The sequence below is a fragment of the Massilia sp. NBRC 108631 genome (assembly GCF_059704565.1).
Window position 1 is genome coordinate 71,847 of the sequence record NZ_BAAKJE010000213.1, and the last position, 22,618, is coordinate 94,464.

Consider the following 22,618-nt stretch of genomic DNA (forward strand, 5'->3'; position numbering starts at 1 on the left):
CATCCTGTCGTTACGACAGCGCTTCGGCTGCGCCGCGCTGTTCCTTGTCCATGTACTCGCGCGACTGCATCTCCACGATGCGCGACACGGTACGGTGAAATTCATTGGCCAGCATGCCGCTGGTGTACAGCTCCTCCGGCTCGACTTCGGCCGACATGATGAGCTTGACCTTCTGGTCGTAGAAGACGTCGATCAGCCAGGTGAAGCGGCGCGCTTCGGACGACTGGCCGGCCGACATCATCGGTATGCCGGACAATATCACGGTATGGAACTGGCTGGCGATCTCCAGATAGTCGTTCTGCGAGCGCGGGCCGCCGCACAGGGTGGCGAAGTCGAACCAGATGATGGTGCCGGCGCGGCGCAGCGCGCGGATCTGGCGGCTTTCAATGGTCACGTGCGGATCGTCGTCGGCGGTTTCGGCGATGCGGGCGTAGGCTTCGCGCAGCTTGCGGTCGGTCTCGGCGCCCAGCGGCGTGTAGTAGGAATCGACCTGTTCCAGCGCGCGGCCGCGATAGTCCACGCCGGCGTCCACGTTCATCACGTCCATCTTCTGCTTGAGCAGGGCGATGGTGGGCAGGATGCGGTCGCGGTGCAGGCCGTCCGGGTACAGCAGCTCCGGGTCGTAGTTGGAGGTCATGATGAAGGACACGCCGTTGTCGAACAGGGCCGACAGCAGGTTGTACATGATCATGGCGTCGGCCACGTCGGAAATGTGGAATTCGTCGAAGCAGATCAGGCGGTACTTCTTGGCCACCTTGCGCGCCACTTCCTCCAGCGGATTGGCCACGCCCTTGAGCTCGTCGAGCTGGCGGTGGATGTCGCGCATGAATTCGTGGAAGTGCAGGCGCGTCTTGCGCACCAGCGGCACCACCGAATAGAAGCTGTCCATCAGGAAGGACTTGCCGCGCCCCACCCCGCCCCACATGTACACGCCGCGCGGCACGTCGGGACGGTTGATGAAGCGCTTGAAGCTGTTCGAGCGCCGGGCCTTGTAGTCAACCCACTCGTCGTAGCAAAGCTGCAGGCGGTCGACGGCGCGCTGCTGGGCGGCGTCGGCCTTGAAGTCGCGCTGCGTCAGCGCGTGCTGGTAGAACTCTTGGACATTCATGATGGTGTCGCTTTAATCGGCCGCCTAAAACGGCAAAAGGCCGGACGGCGCGTGCGCGCCCGTCCGGCCGTGGAAGCACTACCTTAGAAGTTCAGCGTGCGCTTGTCGATGGCCAGCGCGGCTTCTTTGGTTGCTTCGGACAGCGATGGGTGGGCGTGGCAGATGCGGGCGATGTCTTCGGCCGAGGCCTTGAACTCCATCGCCACCACGGCTTCGGAGATCAGCTCGGAAGCCATCGGGCCGATGATGTGCACGCCCAGGATTTCGTCGGTCTCGGCGTGCGCCAGGAACTTGACCATGCCCGAGGTGTCGCCCAGCGCGCGTGCGCGGCCGTTGGCCAGGAACGGGAAGGTGCCTGCCTTGTACGGCGTGCCGTCGGCCTTGAGTTGCTGCTCGGTGCGGCCTACCCACGCGATCTCCGGCGAGGTGTAGATCACCCAGGGAATGGTGTCGAAGTTGGTGTGGCCGTGCTGGCCGGCGATGCGCTCGGCAACGGCAACGCCTTCTTCTTCGGCCTTGTGCGCCAGCATCGGGCCGCGCACCACGTCGCCAATCGCCCATACGTTCGGCAGGTTGGTCTTGCAGTCGCCATCGACGGCGACGAAGCCGCGCTCGTCCAGCGCCAGGCCGGCCTTGTCGGCGCCCAGGCCGTTGGTGTTCGGGGTGCGGCCGATCGACACGATCAGCTTGTCGAACACGGCGGTCACGGCTTCGCCCTTGGCGTCGTTGTACTCGACGGTGACGTTGTCGGCGCCCTTGGTGACCGAGTTGATCTTGCAGCCCAGGGAGATTTTCAGGCCCTGCTTGGTAAACAGCTTGTTGGCTTCCTTGGCGATCTGCTCGTCCACGGCGCCCAGGAAGCTCGGCAGGCCTTCCAGCACGGTCACTTCGGAACCCAGGCGGCGCCATACGGAACCCATTTCCAGGCCGATCACGCCGGCGCCGATCACGCCCAGCTTGGCCGGCACGGCGTCGATTGCCAGGGCGCCGGTGTTCGACAGGATCAGTTTCTCGTCGAAGTCCGCACCCGGCAGCGCGCGCGCGTTGGAGCCGGTGGCGACGATGACTTGCTTGGCGTTGATGGTCTCGGGCGCCTTGCCGGTGATGGCGATCGGGTAGCCGTCGGCGGTCGCTGCACCTTCGAAGGCGGCACGGCCGTGGAAGAAGGTGACCTTGTTTTTCTTGAACAGGAACAGGATGCCGTCGTTGTTCTGCTTGACCACGGTGTCCTTGCGCTTGACCATCTGGCCCAGGTTCAGCGACAGGCCGGAGACGTCGATGCCGTGTTCCTTGAAGGAATGGCCGGCGTGCTCGTAGTGCTCGGACGACTGCAGCAGCGCCTTCGACGGGATGCAGCCGACGTTGGTGCAGGTGCCGCCAGGTGCCGGGCCGCCCTTTTCGTTGCTCCACTCGTCCACGCAAGCGACCGAGAAGCCCAGCTGCGCTGCGCGGATTGCGGCGATGTAGCCGCCAGGGCCGGCGCCGATGACGACGACGTCAAATTGTTTGTTGCTCATATTTATTCCTAATGAATTGGCTTGTTAGCGCTTTTTCAGGACTCGTCCGGGACGAAGATCCAAAGCAGCAGGTAAATCACCAGCCCGAAGCCGAAGCAGATCGTAAACAGCGTGAACACCAGGCGCCAGATCCACGACTCCATGCCGGACACCTTGCCCAGCCCGCCGCACACGCCGCCCAGCCAGCGGTCGCTGCGCGAGCGCCGGAAGCGGTTGAATTCGCTGGCGAAGTCGCTGGCGCCGCTGTCCTTGCTGAGCGACACCGGCGTGGTGTCGAGCAGCTTCTGTTTGGCGCGGGCGAATTCTTCGTCGCTCAGCGCGCCAGCCTGGTTGAGTTCGTGCAAACGCTTGATTTCTTCGGAAACGCTCATCGACACCTCGGGCTAAGGACTCCCCGGCCTCGAACGAGGCCGGGGGCATTACCAGTGAATTACAGGTCCAGCAGCAGGCGCGCCGGATCTTCCAGTGCTTCCTTCATGGCCACCAGGCCCAGCACGGCTTCGCGGCCGTCGATGATGCGGTGGTCGTAGGACATGGCCAGGTAGTTCATAGGACGGATCACGATCTGGCCGTTTTCCACCACGGCGCGGTCCTTGGTGGCGTGCACGCCCAGGATGGCCGACTGCGGCGGGTTGATGATCGGGGTCGACAGCATGGAGCCGAAGGTGCCGCCGTTCGAGATCGAGAAGGTGCCGCCGGTCAGGTCTTCCAGGGTCAGCTTGCCTTCCTTGGCTTTGGCGCCGAATTCGCCGATTTTCTTCTCGATGTCGGCAATGCTCATCTGATCCGCGTTGCGCAGGATAGGCACCACCAGGCCGCGCGGCGAACCGACTGCGATACCGATGTCGAAGTAGCCGTGGTAGACGATGTCGTTGCCATCAACCGACGCGTTGATGATCGGGTACTTTTTCAGGGCGGCCACGGCGGCCTTGACGAAGAAGGACATGAAGCCCAGCTTGACGCCGTGCTCTTTCTCGAACTTGTCTTTGTACTTGTTGCGCAGGTCCATCACCGGCGCCATGTTCACTTCGTTGAACGTGGTCAGGATGGCGTTGGTCGACTGCGATTCCACCAGGCGCTCGGCGATACGTGCGCGCAGACGGCTCATCGGCACGCGCTCTTCCGGGCGCTCGCCCAGGTTAGGCGCGGCTGGCGCGGCGACTTTCTGCAGCGCAGGCTTGGCGGCGGCCGGCGCCAGCGGGGCCGGTGCGGCAGGCTTCGGTGCGGAGGCGGCTGCCAGGGCGTCGCCCTTGGTCACGCGGCCGTCTTTGCCGGAACCGGCAACGTCGGAAGCGGACAGGCCGGCTTCGGACAGGATCTTGGCGGCGGCCGGCATGGCCACGTCGCCTTTCGAACCGCCGGCAGCGGCAGCGGCCGGAGCAGCGGCGGCGGCCGGCGCGGCGGCAGCGGCGGCAGGTGCCGATGGGGTGGCGCCGGCGGTAGCTTCGGTATCAATGATGGCGATAACCTGGTCGGCAACCACGGTGGCGCCGTCCGGCTGGATGATCTGCACGATCACGCCGGCGGCTGGTGCTGGCAGTTCCAGTACCACTTTGTCGGTTTCGATGTCGATCAGGTTCTCGTCGCGCGCGACGGCTTCGCCGACTTTCTTGTGCCAGGTGAGCATGGTCGCTTCAGCGACGGATTCCGACAGTTGTGGGACTTTAACTTCGATTTGTGCCATGAAAAAACTCCGTATTTTGTATTCTTTGATGCCCTCTGCCTGGGCCACATGCCTTAGCAGAGGGCGGGCCTATTACTTGGTGAGGATGAAGCCCTTCAGCTTCGAGAACGCGGTTTCCAGCAGGTCTTTTTGCTGCGCGTAGTGCTTGTCGTAGTAACCGACGGCTGGCGATGCCGAGGCCGGACGGCCTGCATATGCCAGGCGCTGGCCTGCGTCCATGCTTTCGAAGATGTTGTGCTGGATCTGGAACCAAGGGCCTTGATTCTGCGGCTCGTCCTGGGCCCATACCACTTCCGCCAGGTTCGGGAACTTCTTCAGTTCGGCAGCGAACGATTTGTGCGGGAACGGATACAGCTGTTCCACGCGCACGATGGCGGTGTCGGTCTGGCCGCGCGTTTTGCGCGCGTTGACCAGATCGTAGTAAACCTTGCCCGAGCAGGCGATCACGCGCTTGACCTTCTTGGCGTCGATCTTCTCGTCCACTTCGCCGATCACGGTCTGGAACGCGCCTTTCGACAGTTCGGTCAGCGGCGAGCCGGCGTCCTTGTTGCGCAGCAGCGATTTCGGCGTCAGGATGACCAGCGGCTTGCGGAACTGGCGCACCATCTGGCGGCGCAGCAGGTGGAAGATCTGCGACGCGGTGGTGGGCTGCACCACTTGCATGTTGTTGTCTGCGCACAGCTGCAGGAAGCGCTCCGGACGCGCGGACGAGTGCTCGGGACCCTGGCCTTCGTAACCGTGCGGCAGCATCATCACCAGGCCGGAAGCACGGCCCCACTTCACTTCGCCGGAGCTGATGAACTGGTCGATCACCACTTGGGCGCCGTTGACGAAGTCGCCGAACTGGGCTTCCCAGATGGTCAGCGTGTTTGGCTCGGCGGTCGAGTAGCCGTATTCGAAGCCCAGGACGGCTTCTTCGGACAGCACGGAGTCGATCACGGTAAACGGCGCCTGCGATTCGGACACGTTCTGCAGCGGCACGTAGGTGCCGGCGTCCCAACGCTCGCGGTTCTGGTCGTGCAGCACGGCGTGGCGGTGCACGAAGGTGCCGCGGCCGGCGTCCTGGCCGGTCAGGCGCACGGCGTAGCCGGACGATACCAGCGAGGCGTAGGCCAGGTGTTCACCCATGCCCCAGTCCAGGTTCACTTCGCCACGGCCCATGGCGGCGCGGTCGGCCAGTACCTTCTCGACCAGCGAGTGCACTTTGAAGCCTTCCGGCACGGTGGTGACGCGGGTGGCCAGGCGTTTCAGTTCGGTCGACGGCACGGCGGTGTCGGCCGAATCGGTCCACTTGCGGTTCAGGAACGGCAGCCAGTCGACGGCGTACTTGTTCTTGAAGTTGGAGATCACTGGATCGACGGTGTGCTTGCCGGCGTCCATGGCGTCGCGGTAGGCGGCCACCATCTTGTCGCCGCCGTCGGCAGCAATCACGCCTTGTGCGCTCAGCTTGTCGGCGTACAGGCGGCGGGTGCCCGGGTGGGTGGCGATCTTCTTGTACATCAGCGGCTGGGTCAGCGCTGGCGTATCCTGCTCGTTGTGGCCCAGCTTGCGGTAGCAGATGATGTCGACCACGATATCTTTCTGGAACTGCAGGCGGTAGTCCATGGCGATCTGCGATGCCAGGACCACGGCTTCAGGATCGTCGGCGTTCACGTGCAGCACCGGCGCTTCGATCATCTTGACGACGTCCGAGCAGTAGATGGTGGAGCGCGCGTCGCGCGGATCGGAGGTGGTGAAGCCGATCTGGTTGTTGATCACGATGTGAACCGTGCCGCCGGTGCCGTAGCCGCGGGTTTGCGCCAGGTTCAGCGTTTCCATCACGACGCCCTGGCCTGCGAAGGCGGCGTCGCCGTGCACCAGGATAGGCAGCACTTGCGCGCCGGCCGCGTCGCCGCGGCGGTCCATGCGGGCCTTGACCGAGCCTTCAACCACCGGGTTGACGATTTCCAGGTGCGACGGGTTGAACGCCAGCGACAGGTGGACCGGGCCGCCTGCGGTGGAGATATCGGACGAGAAGCCCTGGTGGTATTTCACGTCGCCGGCCGGCAGGTCGTCGCCATGCTTGCCTTCGAATTCTTCGAACAGGTCTTTGGGTGCTTTGCCCAGGGTGTTGACCAGCACGTTCAGGCGGCCGCGGTGGGCCATGCCGATAACGATCTCCTGCACGCCTTTTTCGCCGGCGCGCTGGATGATTTCATCGATCGAGGCGATGAACGTTTCGCCGCCTTCCAGCGAGAAGCGCTTCTGGCCGACGTACTTGGTGTGCAGATAGCGTTCCAGGCCTTCAGCAGCGGTCAGGCGCTCCAGGATGTGCTTCTTCTTCTCTGCGGTGAAACTCGGGGTGGAGCGGATCGATTCCAGGCGCTCCTGCAGCCAGCGCTTTTCGGCCGGGTCGGAGATGTACATGTATTCCGCGCCGATGGAGCGGGTGTAGGTGTCGCGCAGGAAGTTGGTCAGATCGCGCAGGGTCGCGGTTTCAGGACCGAAGTAGGTGTTGCTGATGTTGAAGACGGTGTCCAGGTCGGCGTCGGTGAAGCCGTAGAAGCTCGGTTCCAGTTCCGGGATCGACGGACGTTCCTGGCGCTGCAGCGGGTCCAGGTTGGCCCAGCGGGAACCCAGGTAGCGGTAGGCGGCGATCAGCTGGGTGGCTGCCACGCGCTTGCGGCCCATTTCAGCGTCGGCGGAAGCGACCACGGTGCGGATCGGGCCGGCTTTGGCGCGTTCTGCGAAGGAGGCGATCACGGAGGCGTGGGCGACGTCCGGCTTGTTGGAGCCGTCGACTGCTGGCACGTGCTGCATGGAATCGAAGTACGCGCGCCAGTTATCGGGCACGGAACCTGGGTTGTCGAGATAGGCCTCGTACAGTTCTTCAACGTACGGTGCATTCCCACCGAACAGGTAGGAGTTGGACGACTGCTGCTGCATCATATTGCTCACCTTTCTTCGCGCTTCGCGAGATTAGCGGGTTAATCTAACCTTCCGCGACACGGCCTGACCGGTTAGCGGATTGCACATCAAGTTGTGGGGAAGGACTCGGTAATACGGTAGTTAAAAAAAAACGGTCGCTAAGGATAGCACGCGGTATTGTGTTCGAACAACCATACAAACACGAAAAATTGCGGGATAGGCAGGGTGTCAATCATGTCTTTTCCATAATTGGTATGCTGGCGGCGAGCCACGCCGGGTCGTGGGCGAACCAGCCCAGCAGGTGGTCGATCATGGCGCGCAGGGCCGGCGGCATGTGCTCGCGCGAAGTGTAAATGCCGTAAATCCCCATGCGTTGCGGACGCCAGCCCGGCAGCAGTTCCACCAGCCGGCCCGATGCCAGCAGCGGCGCGGCGGCAAAGCGCGGCTGCAGGGCAACGCCGGCGCCCTCCACCGCCGCCGCCAGCAGCGCCATCGACTCGTTGGCGGACAGATTCCCGCCAACGGGGACCTGCAGTCCGGCCCCGCCACCCTCGATGGGCCCGCCGGCCGGATCGAAGCGCCACACGCTCTTGCCGAAATAGCTATATGTCAGACAGTTGTGCTGCGCCAGCCCGGCCGGCTGCTGCGGCGCTGGCCGCTCAGCCAGGTAGGATGGCGCCGCCACCACCACGGAATCGCAGTCGCCCAGGCGGCGCGCGATCATATTGGCTTCCAGGCCGTTGGTGATGCGGATGGCCAGGTCGATGCGCTGCTCGACCAGGTTGACGGCGCGGTTGTCCACCTGCAAATCGATGGCGGTGCGCGGGTAGCGGCGCAGGAAATCGGTCACCGCCCCGGCAAGGGCGGCCTGGGCCAGCGAGTGCGAACTGGCCAGGCGCAGCAGGCCGTGCGGCGTTTCCGGCTCGCCGGCTGCGCTCATGCCGGCCGCCAGGGCCAGCATCTCGCGGCACCGCGCCAGCGTGACCTCTCCGGCCGCCGTCAAACTGACGCGCCGCGTGGTGCGGTGCAGCAGGCGCGCGCCGCACCATTCTTCCATTTCCGCCAGGTAGCGCGTGACCATGGCGCGCGACATGTCCAGCGCGTCCGCCGCCGCAATCATGCTGCCCCGTTCCGCGATCTCCTTGAATACCTGCGCCGCCGTCAGCCTGTCCATCATTGGTCCGATCCATGCAATTGAGAGTTGCAATTTACACTGTTTTTCAGACGAATGGATGGGCTTACACTGGCCTCATCAACTTCCCAACAAGGACTCCACCATGTTCAAGCAGACCATCGCCGCCACCGCCATCGCGACCGCAAGCGCCGCCGTTTCCGCCGCGCCATTAACGCTGGAGGTATTCAATCCGGGCGAAGCCGCCATTTTCCCGGTTGCCTCCGTGCTGGTAAAAGGCCAGCAGGACGCGGTATTAATCGATGCCCAGTTTTCACGTGGCGAAGCGCAAAAACTGGTGCAGCAGATTAAAGCCAGCGGCAAGCGCCTGACCACCGTTTATGTCAGCCACGGCGATCCGGATTTCTATTTCGGCCTGGACGTGATTAAAGCCGCCTTCCCCGACGCGAAGATTATCGCCACGCCCGGCACCATAGCCGCCATGGAGAAAAAGGCCGCAGCCAAGGTTGCATATTGGGGCCCCATCCTGAAACAGCATGCCCCGCAATCCATTGTCATGCCGCAAGCGCTGCAGGGCGATACGATTAAACTGGAAGGCGAAAGCCTGAAAATCGAAGGCTTGACAGGCGCCACGCCCGACCGGACTTTCGTCTGGATACCTGCGATTAAAGCGGTGGCCGGCGGCGTTGTATTATTTAACGGCTTGCACGTCTGGACCGCCGATACGCAAACCGTTGAATCACGCAAGCAGTGGCTTTCCACGCTGGACCGCATCGCTGCACTGAAACCGGCGACAGTCGTGCCCGGCCATTTCGCGCCCGGCGTAGCAATGACCCCGGACAGCATAGCTTACACGGCGGATTATTTGCGCAAGTTCGAAACCGCCATTTCCCAATCCGCCGACTCCGCCGCATTAATCGCAGCAATGAAAACCGCCTACCCTGCCGCTGGCCTGGAAAGCGCCCTGGCCATCAGCGCCAAGGTCGCCAAAGGGGAGATGAAGTGGTGATTTGACGCAGTTCGTGCCAGCTTCTGGCTTGATCATGCCAGAGCTGTGCATGGACCGGCGTGCCGGGCCAGGCGCCGAGGTGGTAAACTCGGCGTTTCACCTGCACGAGTGCACCACATGCAAACCCTGGAACAGCTGCGCGCCGGCGAATTGCACGGCGCCAGGCGCCTGAAACTGGCCTGCGGCCTGACTGAATTCCCCACTGAGATTTTTGACCTGGCCGATACGCTGGAGATTCTCGATCTGTCCGGCAACGCCCTCTCCTCGCTGCCTGCCGATTTGCCGCGCCTTGCCCGCCTCCGGATTATCTTTTGCTCGAACAATCAATTTGCCGAACTGCCGGAAATATTAGGCGCTTGCCCGGAACTGCGCATGGTCGGATTCAAGGCCAACCGAATCAATTCAATTTCCTGCCACGCGCTGCCTGCGAAACTGCGCTGGCTGATATTGACGGATAATCGGATCGCCGATTTACCGTCCGAACTGGGCAACCGGCCTTTGCAGAAATTGATGCTGGCGGGGAATCAATTGCGCACGCTGCCTGCGACTATGGCCGCTTGCACCACATTGGAACTGCTGCGTATTTCGGCCAACAATTTTTCCGCGCTCCCGCCATGGCTGCTGGCATTGCCGCGCCTGAGCTGGCTCGGCTATGCCGGCAATCCTTTCAGCGCCGGGGCCGAAAAGGAAGCGGAAGATAATCCGATTGCGCACATCCCCTGGAATCAACTGGCATTGGAGAATAGGCTCGGCGAAGGGGCCTCGGGCCAGATCTATCGTGCGACGCACCTCGGCAAACCCGTTGCCGTCAAACTCTATAAAAGCGCGCTCACCAGCGATGGCTTGCCGGACTGCGAAATGGCGGCCTGTATCCGCGCCGGCACGCACCCGAGCCTGGTGCCGGTGCTAGGCAAGGTGCCCGATCACCCGCAAGGAATCGCGGCCCTGGTGATGCCGCTGATCGCCCCCGAATTCACCAACCTGGCCGGCCCGCCCAGCTTCGACAGTTGCACGCGCGACGTCTACCCGGCCGACCAGCGTTTCCTCCTGGGCCACGCGCTCGGCATCGCCCAGGGCGTGGCCGCGTCCGCGCGCCATTTGCACGCGCGCGGCATCATGCACGGCGACCTGTACGGGCACAACGTGCTGCATTGCGGCGAAGGATCTGCCCTGCTGGGCGACTTCGGCGCGGCCAGCTTCCATGAGCCCGGTTCGCCGCTGGCTGGCGCCCTGGAACGTCTCGAAGTCCGCGCTTTCGGCTGCCTGCTCGAGGAACTGCTGCAGCGCTGCGATGGCGCCGTGCCGGAGCAGCTGGCCCGGTTGCGGGATGACTGCCTGCAGCCCGCGCCGGCGCTCCGGCCGCCGTTCCACGAGATCGCGCAGCGCCTGCAATCGCTACCGGACAATCACTACTAGACAATCCGTTCTAGATATTTTATTCTAGACCGCATGACGACCACCGCCCCACCCAAACCGACCGCCTCCGAACTGGAGATGCTGCGCCTGCTGTATGCGCTCGGCCCGGCCACCGCCAAGCAAGTGCATGCCGCCGCCCTTGAAACGCGGCCGGACATGAACTACGCCACCGTGCTGCGCCTGTTGCAGGTAATGCACACCAAGGGCCTGCTGGCGCGCGACGAGAACCAGCGCGCCCACATCTACGCGCCGGTGCAGGAACAGGAATCGGTGCAGACCAGCCTGCTGAAAGAGCTGATCCAGAAAGCCTTCTCCGGTTCCGGCAAGGCCCTGGTGCTGGCGGCACTGCGGGGCGGCCACGTCACGCCGCAAGAACGCCAGGAAATCCAGGACTTGCTGGACAAGGAAGACTAGGCGTCACCGCAACACCCCCGGGCCGGATTTGCGAAAGCGTGCGCCATCGGCCTCTGCCTGAGCTAAACTACCTTATTGCAAGAGACTCAGGCCCAGGCTCGCCGGCAGCCCGGCCGCCCACATTGCCGGCCAACAATAACAAGGCAATGGGGGCGATATGAACAATGGCGGGCAGGTGGCGGCCCAACAGGTCGCCGCCGCTTCCTTGCACGACGTGATCGAGCTGCTGGCCGATGCGTTCTACGTGCTTGACGACGCGGGGCAGTTTGTACTCTGGAACCATCGCGTCGAACTGGCCACCGGCCTGGCGCCGCAGCTCTTGCGGTCGATCCACATGCTGGACCTGTTCCATCCCGACGACCGGCCCGCTGTGTCGCGCGCCTTCTGCAGCGCACTCCAGGACGACGCCCCGGTCCACATCGAAGCCCGCCTGCTGTGCGGCGCCGCCGTCCTGCCCTACCTGTTCTGCGCCGCCCGCATGCAGGCGGCCGGCGGCAACTACCTGCTCGGCACCGCCGTCAACCTGTCCCACCTGCAGCAACGCGGCGAACTGGCGGAGCTGCGCGACCGGGCCTTGCACGCGGCCAACAACGGCATCGTCATCACGCGTAGCAGCGGCAAGGACAATCTCATTGAATACGTCAACCCGGCGTTCGAGCGCATCACCGGCTACAGCCGCGAGGAAATGCTGGGACAGGATTCCCGCTTCATGGCCGCCGACGAGCAGGATGCGGCGCAGCGCGCCGAACTGGCTGCCGCGATCGCGGCCAACCGGCCCGTCACGGTGGTGCTGCACAATGTGCGCAAGAACGGCGAACGGTTCTGGAACCGGCTGTCGGTGACGCCGGTGTCCGACGTCCAGGGCCACGTGACGCACTTCATCGGCATCATCGAGGACATCACCGAGCTGAAGGAGCGCACCGCCCAGCTGGAGCATCAGGTCACGCACGACCCGCTGACCGGCGTGGCCAACCGCACCTTGCTGCGCGACCGCCTGGAACATGCGCTGCACGCGGCGCGCCGCAGCGGCCACCTGGTGGCGGTGGTGCTGCTCGATCTGAACAAGTTCAAGGAAATCAACGACACCATGGGCCACGACGCCGGCGACCACGTGCTGTGCATGGTGGCGCAGCGCCTGCAGTCCGCGCTGCGCGACAGCGACACGGTGGCCCGCCTGGGGGGCGACGAGTTCGTGCTGGTGCTGGCCGAACAGCCCTCGCTGCGCTTCACGCTGCGCATGATAGAACGCATCCGCGCCGCCCTGGCCGACGAACTGCAATTCGAAACCCAAAGCCTGCCGGTCGGCGCCAGCATGGGTGTGGCGGTCTACCCCAACGACGGCGACAGCTTCAGCGTGCTGCTGCGCGCTGCGGACGCCGCCATGTACAAGAGCAAGAGCGGCAGCCCGAACGCGGTGCACTTCCACTCGCCCGACATGGCCAGCGCCTCGGAGGCGCGGCGCCGCATGGAGCAGGCGCTGCGCGACGCGCTCACTGGCGACAGCCTGTATCTGAAATACCAGCCCAATGTGTGCGTGCAGACCGGGCGCGTGGTGGGCGTGGAAGCGCTGCTGCGCTGGCGCCATCCGCAGCTGGGCGAACTGCTGCCGGCCATGTTCCTGAACGAAGCCGAGGAGAACGGCCTGATCGTGCCGCTGGGACGGCGCGTGCTGGAGGAAGTCTGCGCCACCATCAAGCGGCTGCACCAGCTGGGCTACGCCGGCCTGCCGGTCACGATGAACGCCTCCTACCGCGAGTTCGGCCAGCGCGACTACCTGCCGCACATTGCGCGCACGCTGGCGCACCACGGCATCGAGCCGGCCAGCCTGGAACTGGAACTGCGCGAAACGCAGCTGATGCGCAATCCGGACGTGGCGCGGCGCCTCAGCGCGGGGGTGCATGAAATGGGCTTGCGGATGGCGATGGACGAATTCGGCGGCGGCGCCTCCAACCTGACCTGCTTGCGCGCCTTGCGGCTGGACCAGCTGAAGATGGCGCCGGCCCCGGTGCGCGAGATCGGCGCGCAAGGACTCAGCGGCGCCCTGGCCAAGACCATGCTCGACATCGGCCGCAACCTGGAAATCAAGGTGGTGGCCACCGGCGTGGAAACCCGCGCCCAGCGCGACTTCCTGGCCCAGCACGGCTGCGCGGGCATGCAAGGGCATTACGTCAGCCAGCCCCTGACGCGCCCCAACTTCGAACAGTGGTTGCAGCGCCGCGCATGACCTGTGGACTGCTTGCCACGTTGCGTGCGTGCCGTGGAATCCGGTTTTGCGATAGTGCGGAAGGGATCGTGCGGACACGGCATTGAACAGCAGCCTGTCCGCATACTTTTGCAGCCTGCGCCGCGTCAAGCCCCGCGGTCGCGACCGGACATAAAAAAAGCGGGCCGAAGCCCGCTTTCTGTTGTGCTGCTACCGGCCGGCGATTAACGCTTGTCCAGCGGCGGCACGTCGCGGTTGGTGGCGCCGACGAACAGCTGGCGCGGACGGCCGATCTTCTGCTCTGGATCGGCAATCATTTCGTTCCACTGCGCGATCCAGCCGATGGTACGGGCCATGGCGAAGATACCGGTGAACAGCGACACTGGGATGCCCAGCGCGGACTGCACGATGCCCGAGTAGAAGTCCACGTTCGGGTACAGCTTGCGCGACACGAAGTATTCGTCGTTCAGTGCAATCTTTTCCAGTTCCATGGCCAGCTTGAACAGCGGGTCGTCCTGCAGGCCCAGCTCTTCCAGCACTTCGTGGCAGGTTTCGCGCATCAGCTTGGCGCGCGGGTCGAAGTTCTTGTACACGCGGTGACCGAAGCCCATCAGCTTGACGCCGGAGTTCTTGTCTTTCACTTGCGCGATGAAGGCAGGGATGTTCTCGACCGAGCCGATTTCCTTCAGCATGGTCAGTGCCGCTTCGTTGGCGCCGCCGTGGGCAGGGCCCCACAGGCAGGCGATACCGGCAGCGATACAGGCGAACGGGTTGGCGCCCGACGAACCGGCCAGGCGGACGGTCGAGGTCGATGCGTTCTGCTCATGGTCCGCGTGCAGGATCAGGATGCGGTCCAGCGCGCGCACCAGCACGTCGTTGACCTTGTATTCTTCGCAAGGATTGCCGAACATCATGCGCATGAAGTTGGCGCTGTACGACAGGTCGTTGCGCGGGTACACGAACGGCTGGCCGATCGAGTATTTGTAGGCCATGGCGACCAGGGTCGGCATCTTGGCGATCAGGCGGATGGCCGATACTTCACGGTGCTTGGCATCGTTGATGTCCAGCGAGTCGTGGTAGAACGAGGCCAGCGCGCCGACGGTGCCGACCAGCACCGACATCGGGTGCGCGTCGCGGCGGAAGCCGCGGAAGAAGAATTGCATCTGCTCGTGGACCATGGTGTGCTTGGTCACGGTGTCGACGAATTTGGCCTTCTGCTCGACATTCGGCAGTTCGCCGTTCAGCAGCAGGTAGCACGACTCCATGAAGTCGGCGTTCACGGCCAGCTGTTCGATCGGGTAGCCGCGGTACTGCAGCTCGCCCTTGTCGCCGTCGATGTAGGTGATCGACGAGTTGCACGCTGCGGTGGACATGAAGCCCGGGTCGTAGGTGAACTTGCCGGTGCCGGCGTACAGTTTGCGGATGTCGATGACGTCCGGGCCGACCGTGCCCTTGTAGATAGGGAACTCGACCGATGGGCTGCCGTCAGAGAACGACAGTGTAGCTTTGTTGTCAGAGATGTTCATGGACTCTTCCTTCTTGGAGAGATGCGGCTTATAAAAAAAACTTCTAAACTTCCGGCGGCGCGGGCGGCCCGCCCAGCATATGGGCCGCCCTGGCGCAGATCAGGCGAGACGCAGACGTTGCAGCAGTGCGCGCACATGCGGCAGATCGATCTCGCCTTCCGGCTCTGCGCGAGCCAGCACCAGATCCATCAGCGCATTGTCCGACAAGTCGAGGAGCCGCGTGAACGCGTCCACTTCCTCGTCGGTCAATTCAGTTTCATGCGCATCGAGGAAACGAGTCAGGATGATATCGTTTTCCAGCAAACCCCGGCGTGCGCGCCAGCGCAGGCGCGCACGGTTTGCCGGGTCGGCCTGATGCGCAGGCTTTTCCATGTCGCTCATATCAAATCGAGCGGCGAACCATCAGTTCCTTGATCTTGCCGATCGCCTTGTTCGGGTTCAGGCCTTTAGGGCAGACGTCGACGCAATTCATGATCGAGTGGCAGCGGAACAGGCGGTACGGGTCTTCCAGGTTGTCCAGGCGCTGGCCGGTCGCTTCGTCGCGCGAGTCGGCGATGAAGCGGTAGGCTTGCAGCAGGCCGGCAGGACCGACGAACTTGTCCGGATTCCACCAGAACGACGGGCACGAGGTCGAGCAGCACGCGCACAGGATGCATTCGTACAGGCCGTCGAGTTCTTCGCGTTCGGCAGGCGACTGCAGGCGCTCTTTCTCCGGCGGGATCGAATCGTTGATCAGGAACGGCTTGATCGAATCGTACTGCTTGAAGAACTGGGTCATGTCGACGATCAGGTCGCGGATCACCGGCAGGCCTGGCAGAGGACGCAGCACGATAGGCTCGGTCAGCTCGTTCAGGTTGGTGGTGCAGGCCAGGCCGTTCTTGCCGTTGATGTTCATGGCGTCCGAACCGCACACGCCTTCGCGGCACGAGCGGCGCAGGGCCAGCGAGTCATCGACGTCGGACTTGATGCGCTGCAGCGCGTCCAGCAGCATCTTGTCGGTGTCTTTCAGTTCAACCGTCAGGTCCTGCATGTACGGCTTGGCATCCTGGTCCGGATCGTAGCGGTAAATCTTGAATTTGAGAGTGCGTGGCATGGTAATGAGCCCTACTTAGAAAGTACGTGGTTTCGGCTTGAAGGTATCGACCGTCAGCGGCTTGGTGACGACAGCCTTGTATTCCAGGCGGTTGCCTTCCGAATACCACAGGGTGTGCTTCATCCAGTTGTCGTCGTCGCGGTTCGGGAAATCGCTGTGCGCGTGGGCGCCGCGCGATTCCTTGCGCGCTACTGCCGAAGTGATGGTCGCTTTCGCCGTTTCGATCAGGTTGTCCAGTTCCAGCGCTTCCACGCGGGCGGTGTTGAACACCTTGGACTTGTCCTTGAACGACACGTGCTTGCGGCGCTCGTCGAGCACCATGATTTCCTTGGCGCCCTGGGTCAGCAGGTCGTCGGTACGGAACACGCCGCAGTACTTCTGCATCGTGGCGCGGATGTCGTTGGCGACGCCCTGCACTTTTTCCGAGCCGGTCGAGGTTTCCAGCTTGTTCAGGCGGCCCATTGCGAAGTCGGCGGCGTCCTTCGGCAGAGGCTTGTTCTCTTTCTGCTTCAGGTTCTGCGCCACCACGTGGTTGCCGGCCGCGCGGCCGAACACCACCAGGTCGAGCAGCGAGTTGGTGCCCAGGCGGTTGGCGCCGTGCACCGATACGCAGGCGCATTCGCCGATCGCGTACAGGCCGTTGACCACTTTCTGGCTGCCGTCGCCGTTCGGCGTGACCACCTGGCCGTGGATGTTGGTCGGGATGCCGCCCATCTGGTAGTGGATGGTCGGCACGACCGGGATCGGCTCCTTGGTGGCGTCCACGTTGGCGAACTTGTGGCCGATTTCCAGGATCGACGGCAGGCGCTTGGCGATGGTGTCGGCGCCGATATGGCGCAGGTCCAGCATCACGTGGTCCTTGTTCGGACCGCAGCCGCGGCCTTCCTTGATCTCCTGGTCCATCGAGCGCGACACGAAGTCGCGCGGCGCCAGATCCTTCAGGGTCGGCGCATAGCGCTCCATGAAGCGTTCGCCTTCCGAGTTGATCAGGATACCGCCTTCGCCGCGCACGCCTTCGGTGATCAGCACGCCCGCGCCGGCCACGCCGGTCGGGTGGAACTGCCAGAATTCCATGTCCTGCAGCGGCAGGCCGGCACGCGCCGCCATGCCCATGCCGTCACCGGTGTTGATGAAGGCGTTGGTCGATGCGGCGAAGATGCGGCCTGCGCCGCCGGTGGCGAAGATGGTGGTCTTCGCTTCCAGGATCATGCATTCGCCGGTTTCCATTTCCAGTGCCACCACGCCCACCACGTCGCCTTCGGCGTCGCGGATGATGTCGAGCGCCATCCACTCCACGAAGAAGTGGGTGCGGGCGCGCACATTGCGCTGGTACAGCGTGTGCAGCAGCGCGTGGCCGGTGCGGTCGGCCGCGGCGCAGGCGCGCTGCACGGCTTTTTCACCGAAGTTGGCGGTGTGGCCGCCGAACGGACGCTGGTAGATGGTGCCGTCCGGATTGCGGTCGAACGGCATGCCGAAGTGTTCCAGCTCGTACACGACCTTCGGTGCTTCGCGGCACATGAATTCAATCGCGTCCTGGTCGCCCAGGTAGTCGCCGCCCTTGACGGTGTCGAACATGTGCCAGAACCAGTTGTCCTCGGCCATGTTGCCCAGCGAGGCGCCGATGCCGCCCTGCGCCGCCACGGTGTGCGAGCGGGTCGGGAACACTTTCGACAGCACGGCCACGTTCAGGCCGGCTTCCGCCAGTTGCAGGGAGGCGCGCATGCCGGAACCGCCGGCGCCGACGATGACCGCGTCAAAGCGGCGGGTAGGGATTGCAGATTTGATTGCTGCCACGATTACACACTCCAGAGTATTTGTACCGACCAGACGGCGCAGCCAACCAGCCAGCCGATGGTGATGATTTGCAGCGTCAGACGGAGGCCCACGGCTTTCACGTAGTCCATCCAGATGTCGCGCACGCCTACCCATGCGTGGTAGAACAGGCCGAACAGGGTCACGGCGGTAAACAGCTTGAACCACTGCTGGGCGAACAGGCCGGCCCAGCCTTCGTAGGAGAAGTTGCTGCCGGTGAGGAAGCAGATCAGCAGCACGGCGGTGTAGATCACCATCAGTACCGCGGTCACGCGCTGGGCCAGCCAGTCGCGCATGCCGTAGCCGGCGCCGACGACCAGGCGCTTAGGTCCGATATTGTTGTTTGCCATGTCAGAATACTCCAAACAGTTTCAGTGCGACCAGGGCGGTCAGCGCCAGGCTGATGACCAGCACAGTGGCTGCCGACTTGCGCGCCGAGTCTTTATCCAGGCCCACGTGGGTGTCCATGATCAGGTGGCGTACGCCAGCGCAGAAATGCTGCATGTAGCCCCATACCAGCGCCAGGATCACCAGCTTGACGAACCAATGCGACGCGATGCCCTTGAAATGCTCGAAAGAGATCTCAGATAGCAGGCTCTTCTCCAGCAGGTACAGCACCACGGGCAGCAGCGCGAACATCAGGAAACCGGAAATGCGGTGCAGGATGGACACTACGCCGGCCAGCGGCAGGCGGTAGTTGGACAATTCAGTGACGTGGATATTGCGAAATTGCGGCCGTTCTTTTTTTGGTGCTTCTCTTACGGCTTCTGACATGACGAGACCTCCCTATACGTGATGCTAAATTTGTGAGACTGCGATTTTCGCCGATTTTCGCAGTCCAGACCAATATGTATTGTTACATATAACCAAAATTATGTTTTGTCGTAGCCAGCCTTTGCAAAATATGCAAGGTAGCGTGTTGTTAGCGCAACATGGCCCGGCCGGCGTCCGGGCAGCGCGTCTCCCTTATTTGGTCACTGCCTAGTTCAAGTCATTCTGGTAATGATGCCGTTCGGTCGAATAGAGGCCACGGCGCAGCTCCACCGGCTTGTCGCCGTAGGTGAAGGACACGCGTTCGGCCATCAGCAAGGGTGTGCCTTGCGCGACCTGCAGCAGTGCGGCAGCGCCCTCGTCGGCGCTGCAGGCACGGATTTTCTCGGCGGCGCGGATCATGCGGGTGCCGAACTCGGATTCGAACAGGCCGTACATCGGCCCCTTGTACTCGACCAGCCGCTCGGCGGTCAGTCCCTTGAAGATCAGCCCGGGCAGCCACAGCTCCTCGACGATGGTGGGCATGCCGTCGAAGGACTGCACGCGCTTGATGAACACCACGGCGTCGCCGGACTTGAGCTCCAGCAGGCGCGCCACGTCGGCCGGCGCGCGGGTGCGCTTGACTTCAATGAACTTCGATTCTGGGTAGTGCGGCACGCCCTCGTCGGGCATCAGGCGCAGGAAACGGAAATGGGCGCGCGCCTCGTGGTGGGTGGACACAAAGGTGCCCTTGCCCTGCTTGCGCATCACCAGGTTTTCCGCCGCCAGCTCGTCGATGGCCTTGCGCACCGTGCCCTGGCTCACCTTGAAGCGCGCCGCCAGCTCCACTTCGCTCGGGATCAGCTCGCCCGGCTTCCACTCGCCCGATTGCAGGCTTTGCGTGATCAGGGCCTTGATCTGCTGGTACAGCGGGGAGAAGGTGGGCGAGGGAGCGGCCGATGGGGCTGCGGCGGGCGCTGCGGACGGGGCAGCGGAGGCTGCCGGCGCCGGCGTCGGGCTGACCGTGCCGCTCGCGGCGGCGCCATTGTTGGTCAGATTGGACGAGGCGGAATTCATAGACCCGGATTTCACCACAAAAGCCCGATCCCGTCCAGCAAAACCCGACAACTTATCTGTCTTATATAAGACATAAGATATGATTGACAGAAGCGACATACCAGCCTACACTCGGCGGCGATGTCCCTCTTGGCCTTCGCGCGCCCGCGCGCGCCGGAACAAGAAGAGCATAGTCGCTGTACCGGTCAAAGGCAATCAATAAACCCGGCCGGTTTTGGTATCATTACAGTTTTCCGCAAGCGTAGGCCCAGCTTCAAGATCGTTTTCTATTCCACTTTGGAGATTCATCATGGCTAAAACCCCAATGCGTGTTGCCGTTACCGGCGCCGCCGGCCAGATCGGCTATTCCCTGCTGTTCCGCATCGCCAACGGCGACATGCTGGGCAAAGACCAGCCGGTCATTCTGCAACTGCTTGAAATCGCTGACGAAAAAGCGCAAAAAGCGCTCAAAGGCGTCATGATGGAAATCGACGACTGCGCATTCCCGCTGCTGGCCGGCATGAGCGCCCACTCCGACCCGATGACCGCCTTCAAGGACGCCGACGTGGCCCTGCTGGTGGGCGCACGCCCACGCGGCCCGGGCATGGAACGCAAGGACCTGCTGGAAGCGAACGCGCAGATCTTCACCGTGCAGGGCAAGGCGCTGGACGCGGTCGCTTCGCGCAACGTGAAAGTGCTGGTGGTGGGCAACCCGGCCAACACCAACGCCTACATCGCCATGAAATCGGCGCCGTCGCTGCCGGCCAAGAACTTCACCGCCATGCTGCGCCTGGACCACAACCGCGCGCTGTCGCAAGTGGCCGCCAAGACCGGCACCCAGGTGAAAGACATCGAGAAGCTGTGCGTCTGGGGCAACCACTCGCCAACCATGTACGCCGACTACCGCTTCGCCACCGTTGACGGCAAATCCGTCAAAGAGCTGATCAACGACCAGGAATGGAACGCCAACACCTTCCTGCCGACCGTGGGCAAGCGCGGCGCCGCCATCATCGAAGCGCGCGGCCTGTCGTCGGCTGCTTCGGCCGCCAACGCCGCCATCGACCACGTGCGCGACTGGGTACTGGGCACCAACGGCAAGTGGACCACCATGGGCATCCCATCGGACGGCTCCTACGGCATCCCGGAAGGCACCATGTTCGGTTTCCCTGTGACCACCGCGAACGGCGAATACACCATCGTTCAAGGCCTGGAAATCGACGCTTTCTCGCAAGAGCGCATCAACATCACGCTGAAGGAACTGACCGAAGAGCGTGAAGGCGTGAAACACCTGCTGCCATAACCGGCCAGCCTGGCTATGGAACCGGTTAAGCCGACCATACGCCGCACCCGCCGCACTGCCGAGAGCAGTGCGGCGGTTCCGTCTGCGCCCGCCGCAGCACCCGCTTCCCCCGCAGCAAGCCCTTCTGCACCTTCCGCACCAACAACTCCTACTTCCCGCATGCATCCATCCGAGGTTTTATTCCAGGGCACGCGCCAGCCGCTGCTTTTGCCGGCCTGCGACCACTACGCCGGCTCCGAAAAGCTGATGCGCAAATCGATTGCCTTGCAACAAGAACTTGGCCCCCTGTTCGACATCACCTTCGACTGCGAAGACGGCGCCTCCGCCGGCAACGAGGAAGCGCATGCGCGCCTGGTGGCCGCATTGCTGCTCAGCGAAGACAACAAGTTCAACCGCGTCGGCGCGCGCGTGCACGACCTGCACAGCCCGCACTTCGAGCGCGACGTCGACATCATCTGCGGCGCGGCCGCGCACAAGCTGGCCTACGTGGTGCTGCCCAAGCCGGACAGCGTGCAGCAGGTCATGCGCGCCATCGACGTCATCAACGCCTACGCGCAGAAAGCCGGCCGCACCAACCTGCCGGTGCACGTGCTGATCGAAACCCACGGCGCGCTGCACGACGTGTACGCCATTGCCGCCCTGCCCCAGGTCGAGTGCCTGTCGTTCGGCATCATGGACTTCGTGTCCGGCCACTACGGCGCCGTGCCGGGCAACGCCATGCGCACGCCGGGCCAGTTCACGCATCCGCTGGTGGTGCGCGCCAAGCTGGAGATTGCCGCCGCCTGCCACGCGCACGGCAAGGTGCCCTCGCATAACGTGACCACCGAAATCAAAGACCCCGCCGTGGTGGCCAACGACGCCCAGCGCGCCGCCGCCGAGTTCGGCTACACGCGCATGTGGAGCATCCACCCGAACCAGATCAAGCCGGTGATCAAGGCCTTCACGCCGCGCCTGTCCGAAGTCAACGAAGCCACCCACATCCTGCAGGACGCCGAACGCGCCCAGTGGGGTCCGATCTCGCAAAACGGCCGCCTGCACGACCGCGCCAGCTACCGCTACTACTGGACCGTGCTGCAGCGCGCGCGCCTGGCGGGCCTGGCCCTGCCGGAAGCGGCGGCCGCCCTCATCACCCCTGTCGAACCCGCAACGGAAGGCAAGTAATGTCCATCTCCAAACTATTCGTGGCCTGCAGCTTCGCGCTCGGCTCGCTCTCGCTGTGCCTGGCGCCCGCCGCCCAGGCCGAAGTCAACACCGTCGCCAAGAAGACCGCCAAGGGCGCCAAGAAAGCGGCCAAGCCGTCCGAAACGGGCGCCGCCCCGCCGGTGTCGCCGGAAGACGCGGAAGAAGCCGCCGAACCGGGCGTGGAAGGCTCGGCCGTGGTCGACTTCCACTGCGAGCTGGGCAACAAGATCACCATCTACCAGAACGCCGGCGACGACAACTTCATTGCCCTGCGCTGGAAGAAGCGCCTGCACCGCCTGAAACGCGTGGGCACCACCACCGGCGCGCTGCGCTTCGAAAACAAGCTGTATGGCCTGATCTGGATCGGCATTCCCGCCAAGGGCATGCTGCTGGACTCCAAGCAGAACCGCCAGCTGGCCAACGAATGCCGCAACGCCGAGCAGCTGCAGCCGGCAGCGGCTACCGAACCGGCGGCGCAAGGCTGAGTTTTTAGTCCAAGGCAGTACTCG

At 63.6% G+C, this 22,618-nt stretch carries 20 protein-coding genes; 7 read left to right on the forward strand and 13 right to left on the reverse strand.

The features are described 5' to 3' along the window. Positions 1–10: 10 nt before the first annotated feature. The 6 genes from zapE to AC6H42_RS23200 all read right to left on the reverse strand — a co-directional run bounded on the left by zapE (position 11) and on the right by AC6H42_RS23200 (position 8,390). Positions 11–1,108 carry a cell division protein ZapE gene (gene zapE, locus AC6H42_RS23175; RefSeq protein ID WP_057155963.1) on the reverse strand — a complete coding sequence of 366 codons (1,098 nt, stop codon included), beginning with the start codon at positions 1,106–1,108 and terminating at the stop codon, positions 11–13. Positions 1,109–1,191: 83 nt separating this feature from the next. Next, the gene (lpdA, locus tag AC6H42_RS23180; protein ID WP_497549042.1) at positions 1,192–2,625 is read right to left on the reverse strand and encodes a dihydrolipoyl dehydrogenase; all 1,434 of its coding nucleotides are present in this window, start codon (positions 2,623–2,625) and stop codon (positions 1,192–1,194) included. A gap of 35 nt (positions 2,626–2,660) precedes the next feature. Further along, positions 2,661–2,996, reverse strand: a complete 336-nt coding sequence (locus tag AC6H42_RS23185; RefSeq protein ID WP_057155965.1) for a PspC domain-containing protein — start codon at positions 2,994–2,996, stop codon at positions 2,661–2,663. A gap of 59 nt (positions 2,997–3,055) precedes the next feature. Further along, positions 3,056–4,309 (reverse strand): 2-oxoglutarate dehydrogenase complex dihydrolipoyllysine-residue succinyltransferase, encoded by a 1,254-nt coding sequence (odhB, locus tag AC6H42_RS23190; RefSeq protein ID WP_057155966.1) that lies wholly within the window; start codon positions 4,307–4,309, stop codon positions 3,056–3,058. A gap of 72 nt (positions 4,310–4,381) precedes the next feature. Further along, positions 4,382–7,237 carry a 2-oxoglutarate dehydrogenase E1 component gene (locus AC6H42_RS23195; RefSeq protein WP_497549043.1) on the reverse strand — a complete coding sequence of 952 codons (2,856 nt, stop codon included), beginning with the start codon at positions 7,235–7,237 and terminating at the stop codon, positions 4,382–4,384. A 211-nt stretch (positions 7,238–7,448) separates the two neighbouring features. Further along, a complete protein-coding gene (locus tag AC6H42_RS23200; protein WP_057156122.1) occupies positions 7,449–8,390 on the reverse strand; it encodes a LysR family transcriptional regulator in 942 nt (313 codons plus the stop codon). 103 nt (positions 8,391–8,493) lie between these two features. Between AC6H42_RS23200 and AC6H42_RS23205 the strand changes: the two genes are divergently transcribed. From AC6H42_RS23205 to AC6H42_RS23220, 4 genes are all read left to right on the forward strand, one after another. Beyond that, a complete protein-coding gene (locus tag AC6H42_RS23205; protein WP_497549044.1) occupies positions 8,494–9,357 on the forward strand; it encodes an MBL fold metallo-hydrolase in 864 nt (287 codons plus the stop codon). 117 nt (positions 9,358–9,474) lie between these two features. Then, positions 9,475–10,773, forward strand: coding sequence for a leucine-rich repeat-containing protein kinase family protein (locus tag AC6H42_RS23210; protein WP_497549064.1), 1,299 nt, complete (start codon positions 9,475–9,477; stop codon positions 10,771–10,773). 33 nt (positions 10,774–10,806) lie between these two features. Next, positions 10,807–11,187 carry a BlaI/MecI/CopY family transcriptional regulator gene (locus AC6H42_RS23215; RefSeq protein ID WP_082551871.1) on the forward strand — a complete coding sequence of 127 codons (381 nt, stop codon included), beginning with the start codon at positions 10,807–10,809 and terminating at the stop codon, positions 11,185–11,187. 157 nt (positions 11,188–11,344) lie between these two features. Next, the gene (locus tag AC6H42_RS23220) at positions 11,345–13,411 is read left to right on the forward strand and encodes a putative bifunctional diguanylate cyclase/phosphodiesterase (protein ID WP_497549045.1); all 2,067 of its coding nucleotides are present in this window, start codon (positions 11,345–11,347) and stop codon (positions 13,409–13,411) included. A gap of 203 nt (positions 13,412–13,614) precedes the next feature. Here the strand turns inward: AC6H42_RS23220 and gltA are convergent, their stop codons facing one another. The 7 genes from gltA to AC6H42_RS23255 form a co-directional block, all read right to left on the reverse strand. Next, complete coding sequence (gltA, locus tag AC6H42_RS23225; protein WP_057155971.1) at positions 13,615–14,916, reverse strand: citrate synthase; 1,302 nt, start codon at positions 14,914–14,916, stop codon at positions 13,615–13,617. A gap of 99 nt (positions 14,917–15,015) precedes the next feature. Further along, positions 15,016–15,288, reverse strand: coding sequence for an FAD assembly factor SdhE (locus AC6H42_RS23230; RefSeq protein ID WP_373888185.1), 273 nt, complete (start codon positions 15,286–15,288; stop codon positions 15,016–15,018). A gap of 10 nt (positions 15,289–15,298) precedes the next feature. Next, the gene (locus AC6H42_RS23235; protein WP_057155973.1) at positions 15,299–16,009 is read right to left on the reverse strand and encodes a succinate dehydrogenase iron-sulfur subunit; all 711 of its coding nucleotides are present in this window, start codon (positions 16,007–16,009) and stop codon (positions 15,299–15,301) included. 15 nt (positions 16,010–16,024) lie between these two features. Then, the gene (gene sdhA, locus AC6H42_RS23240; protein ID WP_057155974.1) at positions 16,025–17,803 is read right to left on the reverse strand and encodes a succinate dehydrogenase flavoprotein subunit; all 1,779 of its coding nucleotides are present in this window, start codon (positions 17,801–17,803) and stop codon (positions 16,025–16,027) included. Positions 17,804–17,805: 2 nt separating this feature from the next. Further along, on the reverse strand, positions 17,806–18,171 hold the full coding sequence (gene sdhD / locus AC6H42_RS23245; RefSeq protein ID WP_057155975.1) for a succinate dehydrogenase, hydrophobic membrane anchor protein: 366 nt from the start codon (positions 18,169–18,171) through the stop codon (positions 17,806–17,808). A 1-nt stretch (position 18,172) separates the two neighbouring features. Then, on the reverse strand, positions 18,173–18,595 hold the full coding sequence (sdhC, locus tag AC6H42_RS23250; protein ID WP_057155976.1) for a succinate dehydrogenase, cytochrome b556 subunit: 423 nt from the start codon (positions 18,593–18,595) through the stop codon (positions 18,173–18,175). Between the two features lie 207 nt (positions 18,596–18,802). After that, a complete protein-coding gene (locus tag AC6H42_RS23255) occupies positions 18,803–19,648 on the reverse strand; it encodes a GntR family transcriptional regulator (protein ID WP_057155977.1) in 846 nt (281 codons plus the stop codon). Between the two features lie 289 nt (positions 19,649–19,937). On the opposite strand from AC6H42_RS23255, the gene AC6H42_RS23260 reads away from it, so the two are divergent. The 3 genes from AC6H42_RS23260 to AC6H42_RS23270 all read left to right on the forward strand — a co-directional run bounded on the left by AC6H42_RS23260 (position 19,938) and on the right by AC6H42_RS23270 (position 22,594). After that, positions 19,938–20,927, forward strand: coding sequence for a malate dehydrogenase (locus tag AC6H42_RS23260; RefSeq protein WP_057155978.1), 990 nt, complete (start codon positions 19,938–19,940; stop codon positions 20,925–20,927). A gap of 159 nt (positions 20,928–21,086) precedes the next feature. Continuing rightward, positions 21,087–22,088 (forward strand): HpcH/HpaI aldolase/citrate lyase family protein, encoded by a 1,002-nt coding sequence (locus tag AC6H42_RS23265; RefSeq protein WP_057155979.1) that lies wholly within the window; start codon positions 21,087–21,089, stop codon positions 22,086–22,088. After that, positions 22,088–22,594 carry a hypothetical protein gene (locus tag AC6H42_RS23270; protein ID WP_057155980.1) on the forward strand — a complete coding sequence of 169 codons (507 nt, stop codon included), beginning with the start codon at positions 22,088–22,090 and terminating at the stop codon, positions 22,592–22,594. Before AC6H42_RS23265 ends, AC6H42_RS23270 begins: the two co-directional genes overlap by 1 nt. The last annotated feature ends 24 nt before the right edge of the window (positions 22,595–22,618 follow it).

What these genes read in the sequence shown, in the direction of transcription:
- AC6H42_RS23195 (WP_497549043.1), bottom strand. Translation starts at nt 7,237, where the DNA reads ATGATGCAGCAGCAGTCGTCCAACTCCTACCTGTTCGGTGGGAATGCA.
- AC6H42_RS23230 (WP_373888185.1), bottom strand. Translation starts at nt 15,288, where the DNA reads ATGGAAAAGCCTGCGCATCAGGCCGACCCGGCAAACCGTGCGCGCCTG.
- AC6H42_RS23205 (WP_497549044.1), top strand. Translation starts at nt 8,494, where the DNA reads ATGTTCAAGCAGACCATCGCCGCCACCGCCATCGCGACCGCAAGCGCC.
- sdhD (WP_057155975.1), bottom strand. Translation starts at nt 18,171, where the DNA reads ATGGCAAACAACAATATCGGACCTAAGCGCCTGGTCGTCGGCGCCGGC.
- sdhC (WP_057155976.1), bottom strand. Translation starts at nt 18,595, where the DNA reads ATGTCAGAAGCCGTAAGAGAAGCACCAAAAAAAGAACGGCCGCAATTT.
- AC6H42_RS23235 (WP_057155973.1), bottom strand. Translation starts at nt 16,009, where the DNA reads ATGCCACGCACTCTCAAATTCAAGATTTACCGCTACGATCCGGACCAG.
- AC6H42_RS23220 (WP_497549045.1), top strand. Translation starts at nt 11,345, where the DNA reads ATGAACAATGGCGGGCAGGTGGCGGCCCAACAGGTCGCCGCCGCTTCC.
- lpdA (WP_497549042.1), bottom strand. Translation starts at nt 2,625, where the DNA reads ATGAGCAACAAACAATTTGACGTCGTCGTCATCGGCGCCGGCCCTGGC.
- AC6H42_RS23260 (WP_057155978.1), top strand. Translation starts at nt 19,938, where the DNA reads ATGGCTAAAACCCCAATGCGTGTTGCCGTTACCGGCGCCGCCGGCCAG.
- AC6H42_RS23255 (WP_057155977.1), bottom strand. Translation starts at nt 19,648, where the DNA reads ATGAATTCCGCCTCGTCCAATCTGACCAACAATGGCGCCGCCGCGAGC.
- odhB (WP_057155966.1), bottom strand. Translation starts at nt 4,309, where the DNA reads ATGGCACAAATCGAAGTTAAAGTCCCACAACTGTCGGAATCCGTCGCT.
- AC6H42_RS23215 (WP_082551871.1), top strand. Translation starts at nt 10,807, where the DNA reads ATGACGACCACCGCCCCACCCAAACCGACCGCCTCCGAACTGGAGATG.
- AC6H42_RS23210 (WP_497549064.1), top strand. Translation starts at nt 9,475, where the DNA reads ATGCAAACCCTGGAACAGCTGCGCGCCGGCGAATTGCACGGCGCCAGG.
- zapE (WP_057155963.1), bottom strand. Translation starts at nt 1,108, where the DNA reads ATGAATGTCCAAGAGTTCTACCAGCACGCGCTGACGCAGCGCGACTTC.
- AC6H42_RS23200 (WP_057156122.1), bottom strand. Translation starts at nt 8,390, where the DNA reads ATGGACAGGCTGACGGCGGCGCAGGTATTCAAGGAGATCGCGGAACGG.
- AC6H42_RS23265 (WP_057155979.1), top strand. Translation starts at nt 21,087, where the DNA reads ATGCATCCATCCGAGGTTTTATTCCAGGGCACGCGCCAGCCGCTGCTT.
- AC6H42_RS23185 (WP_057155965.1), bottom strand. Translation starts at nt 2,996, where the DNA reads ATGAGCGTTTCCGAAGAAATCAAGCGTTTGCACGAACTCAACCAGGCT.
- AC6H42_RS23270 (WP_057155980.1), top strand. Translation starts at nt 22,088, where the DNA reads ATGTCCATCTCCAAACTATTCGTGGCCTGCAGCTTCGCGCTCGGCTCG.
- gltA (WP_057155971.1), bottom strand. Translation starts at nt 14,916, where the DNA reads ATGAACATCTCTGACAACAAAGCTACACTGTCGTTCTCTGACGGCAGC.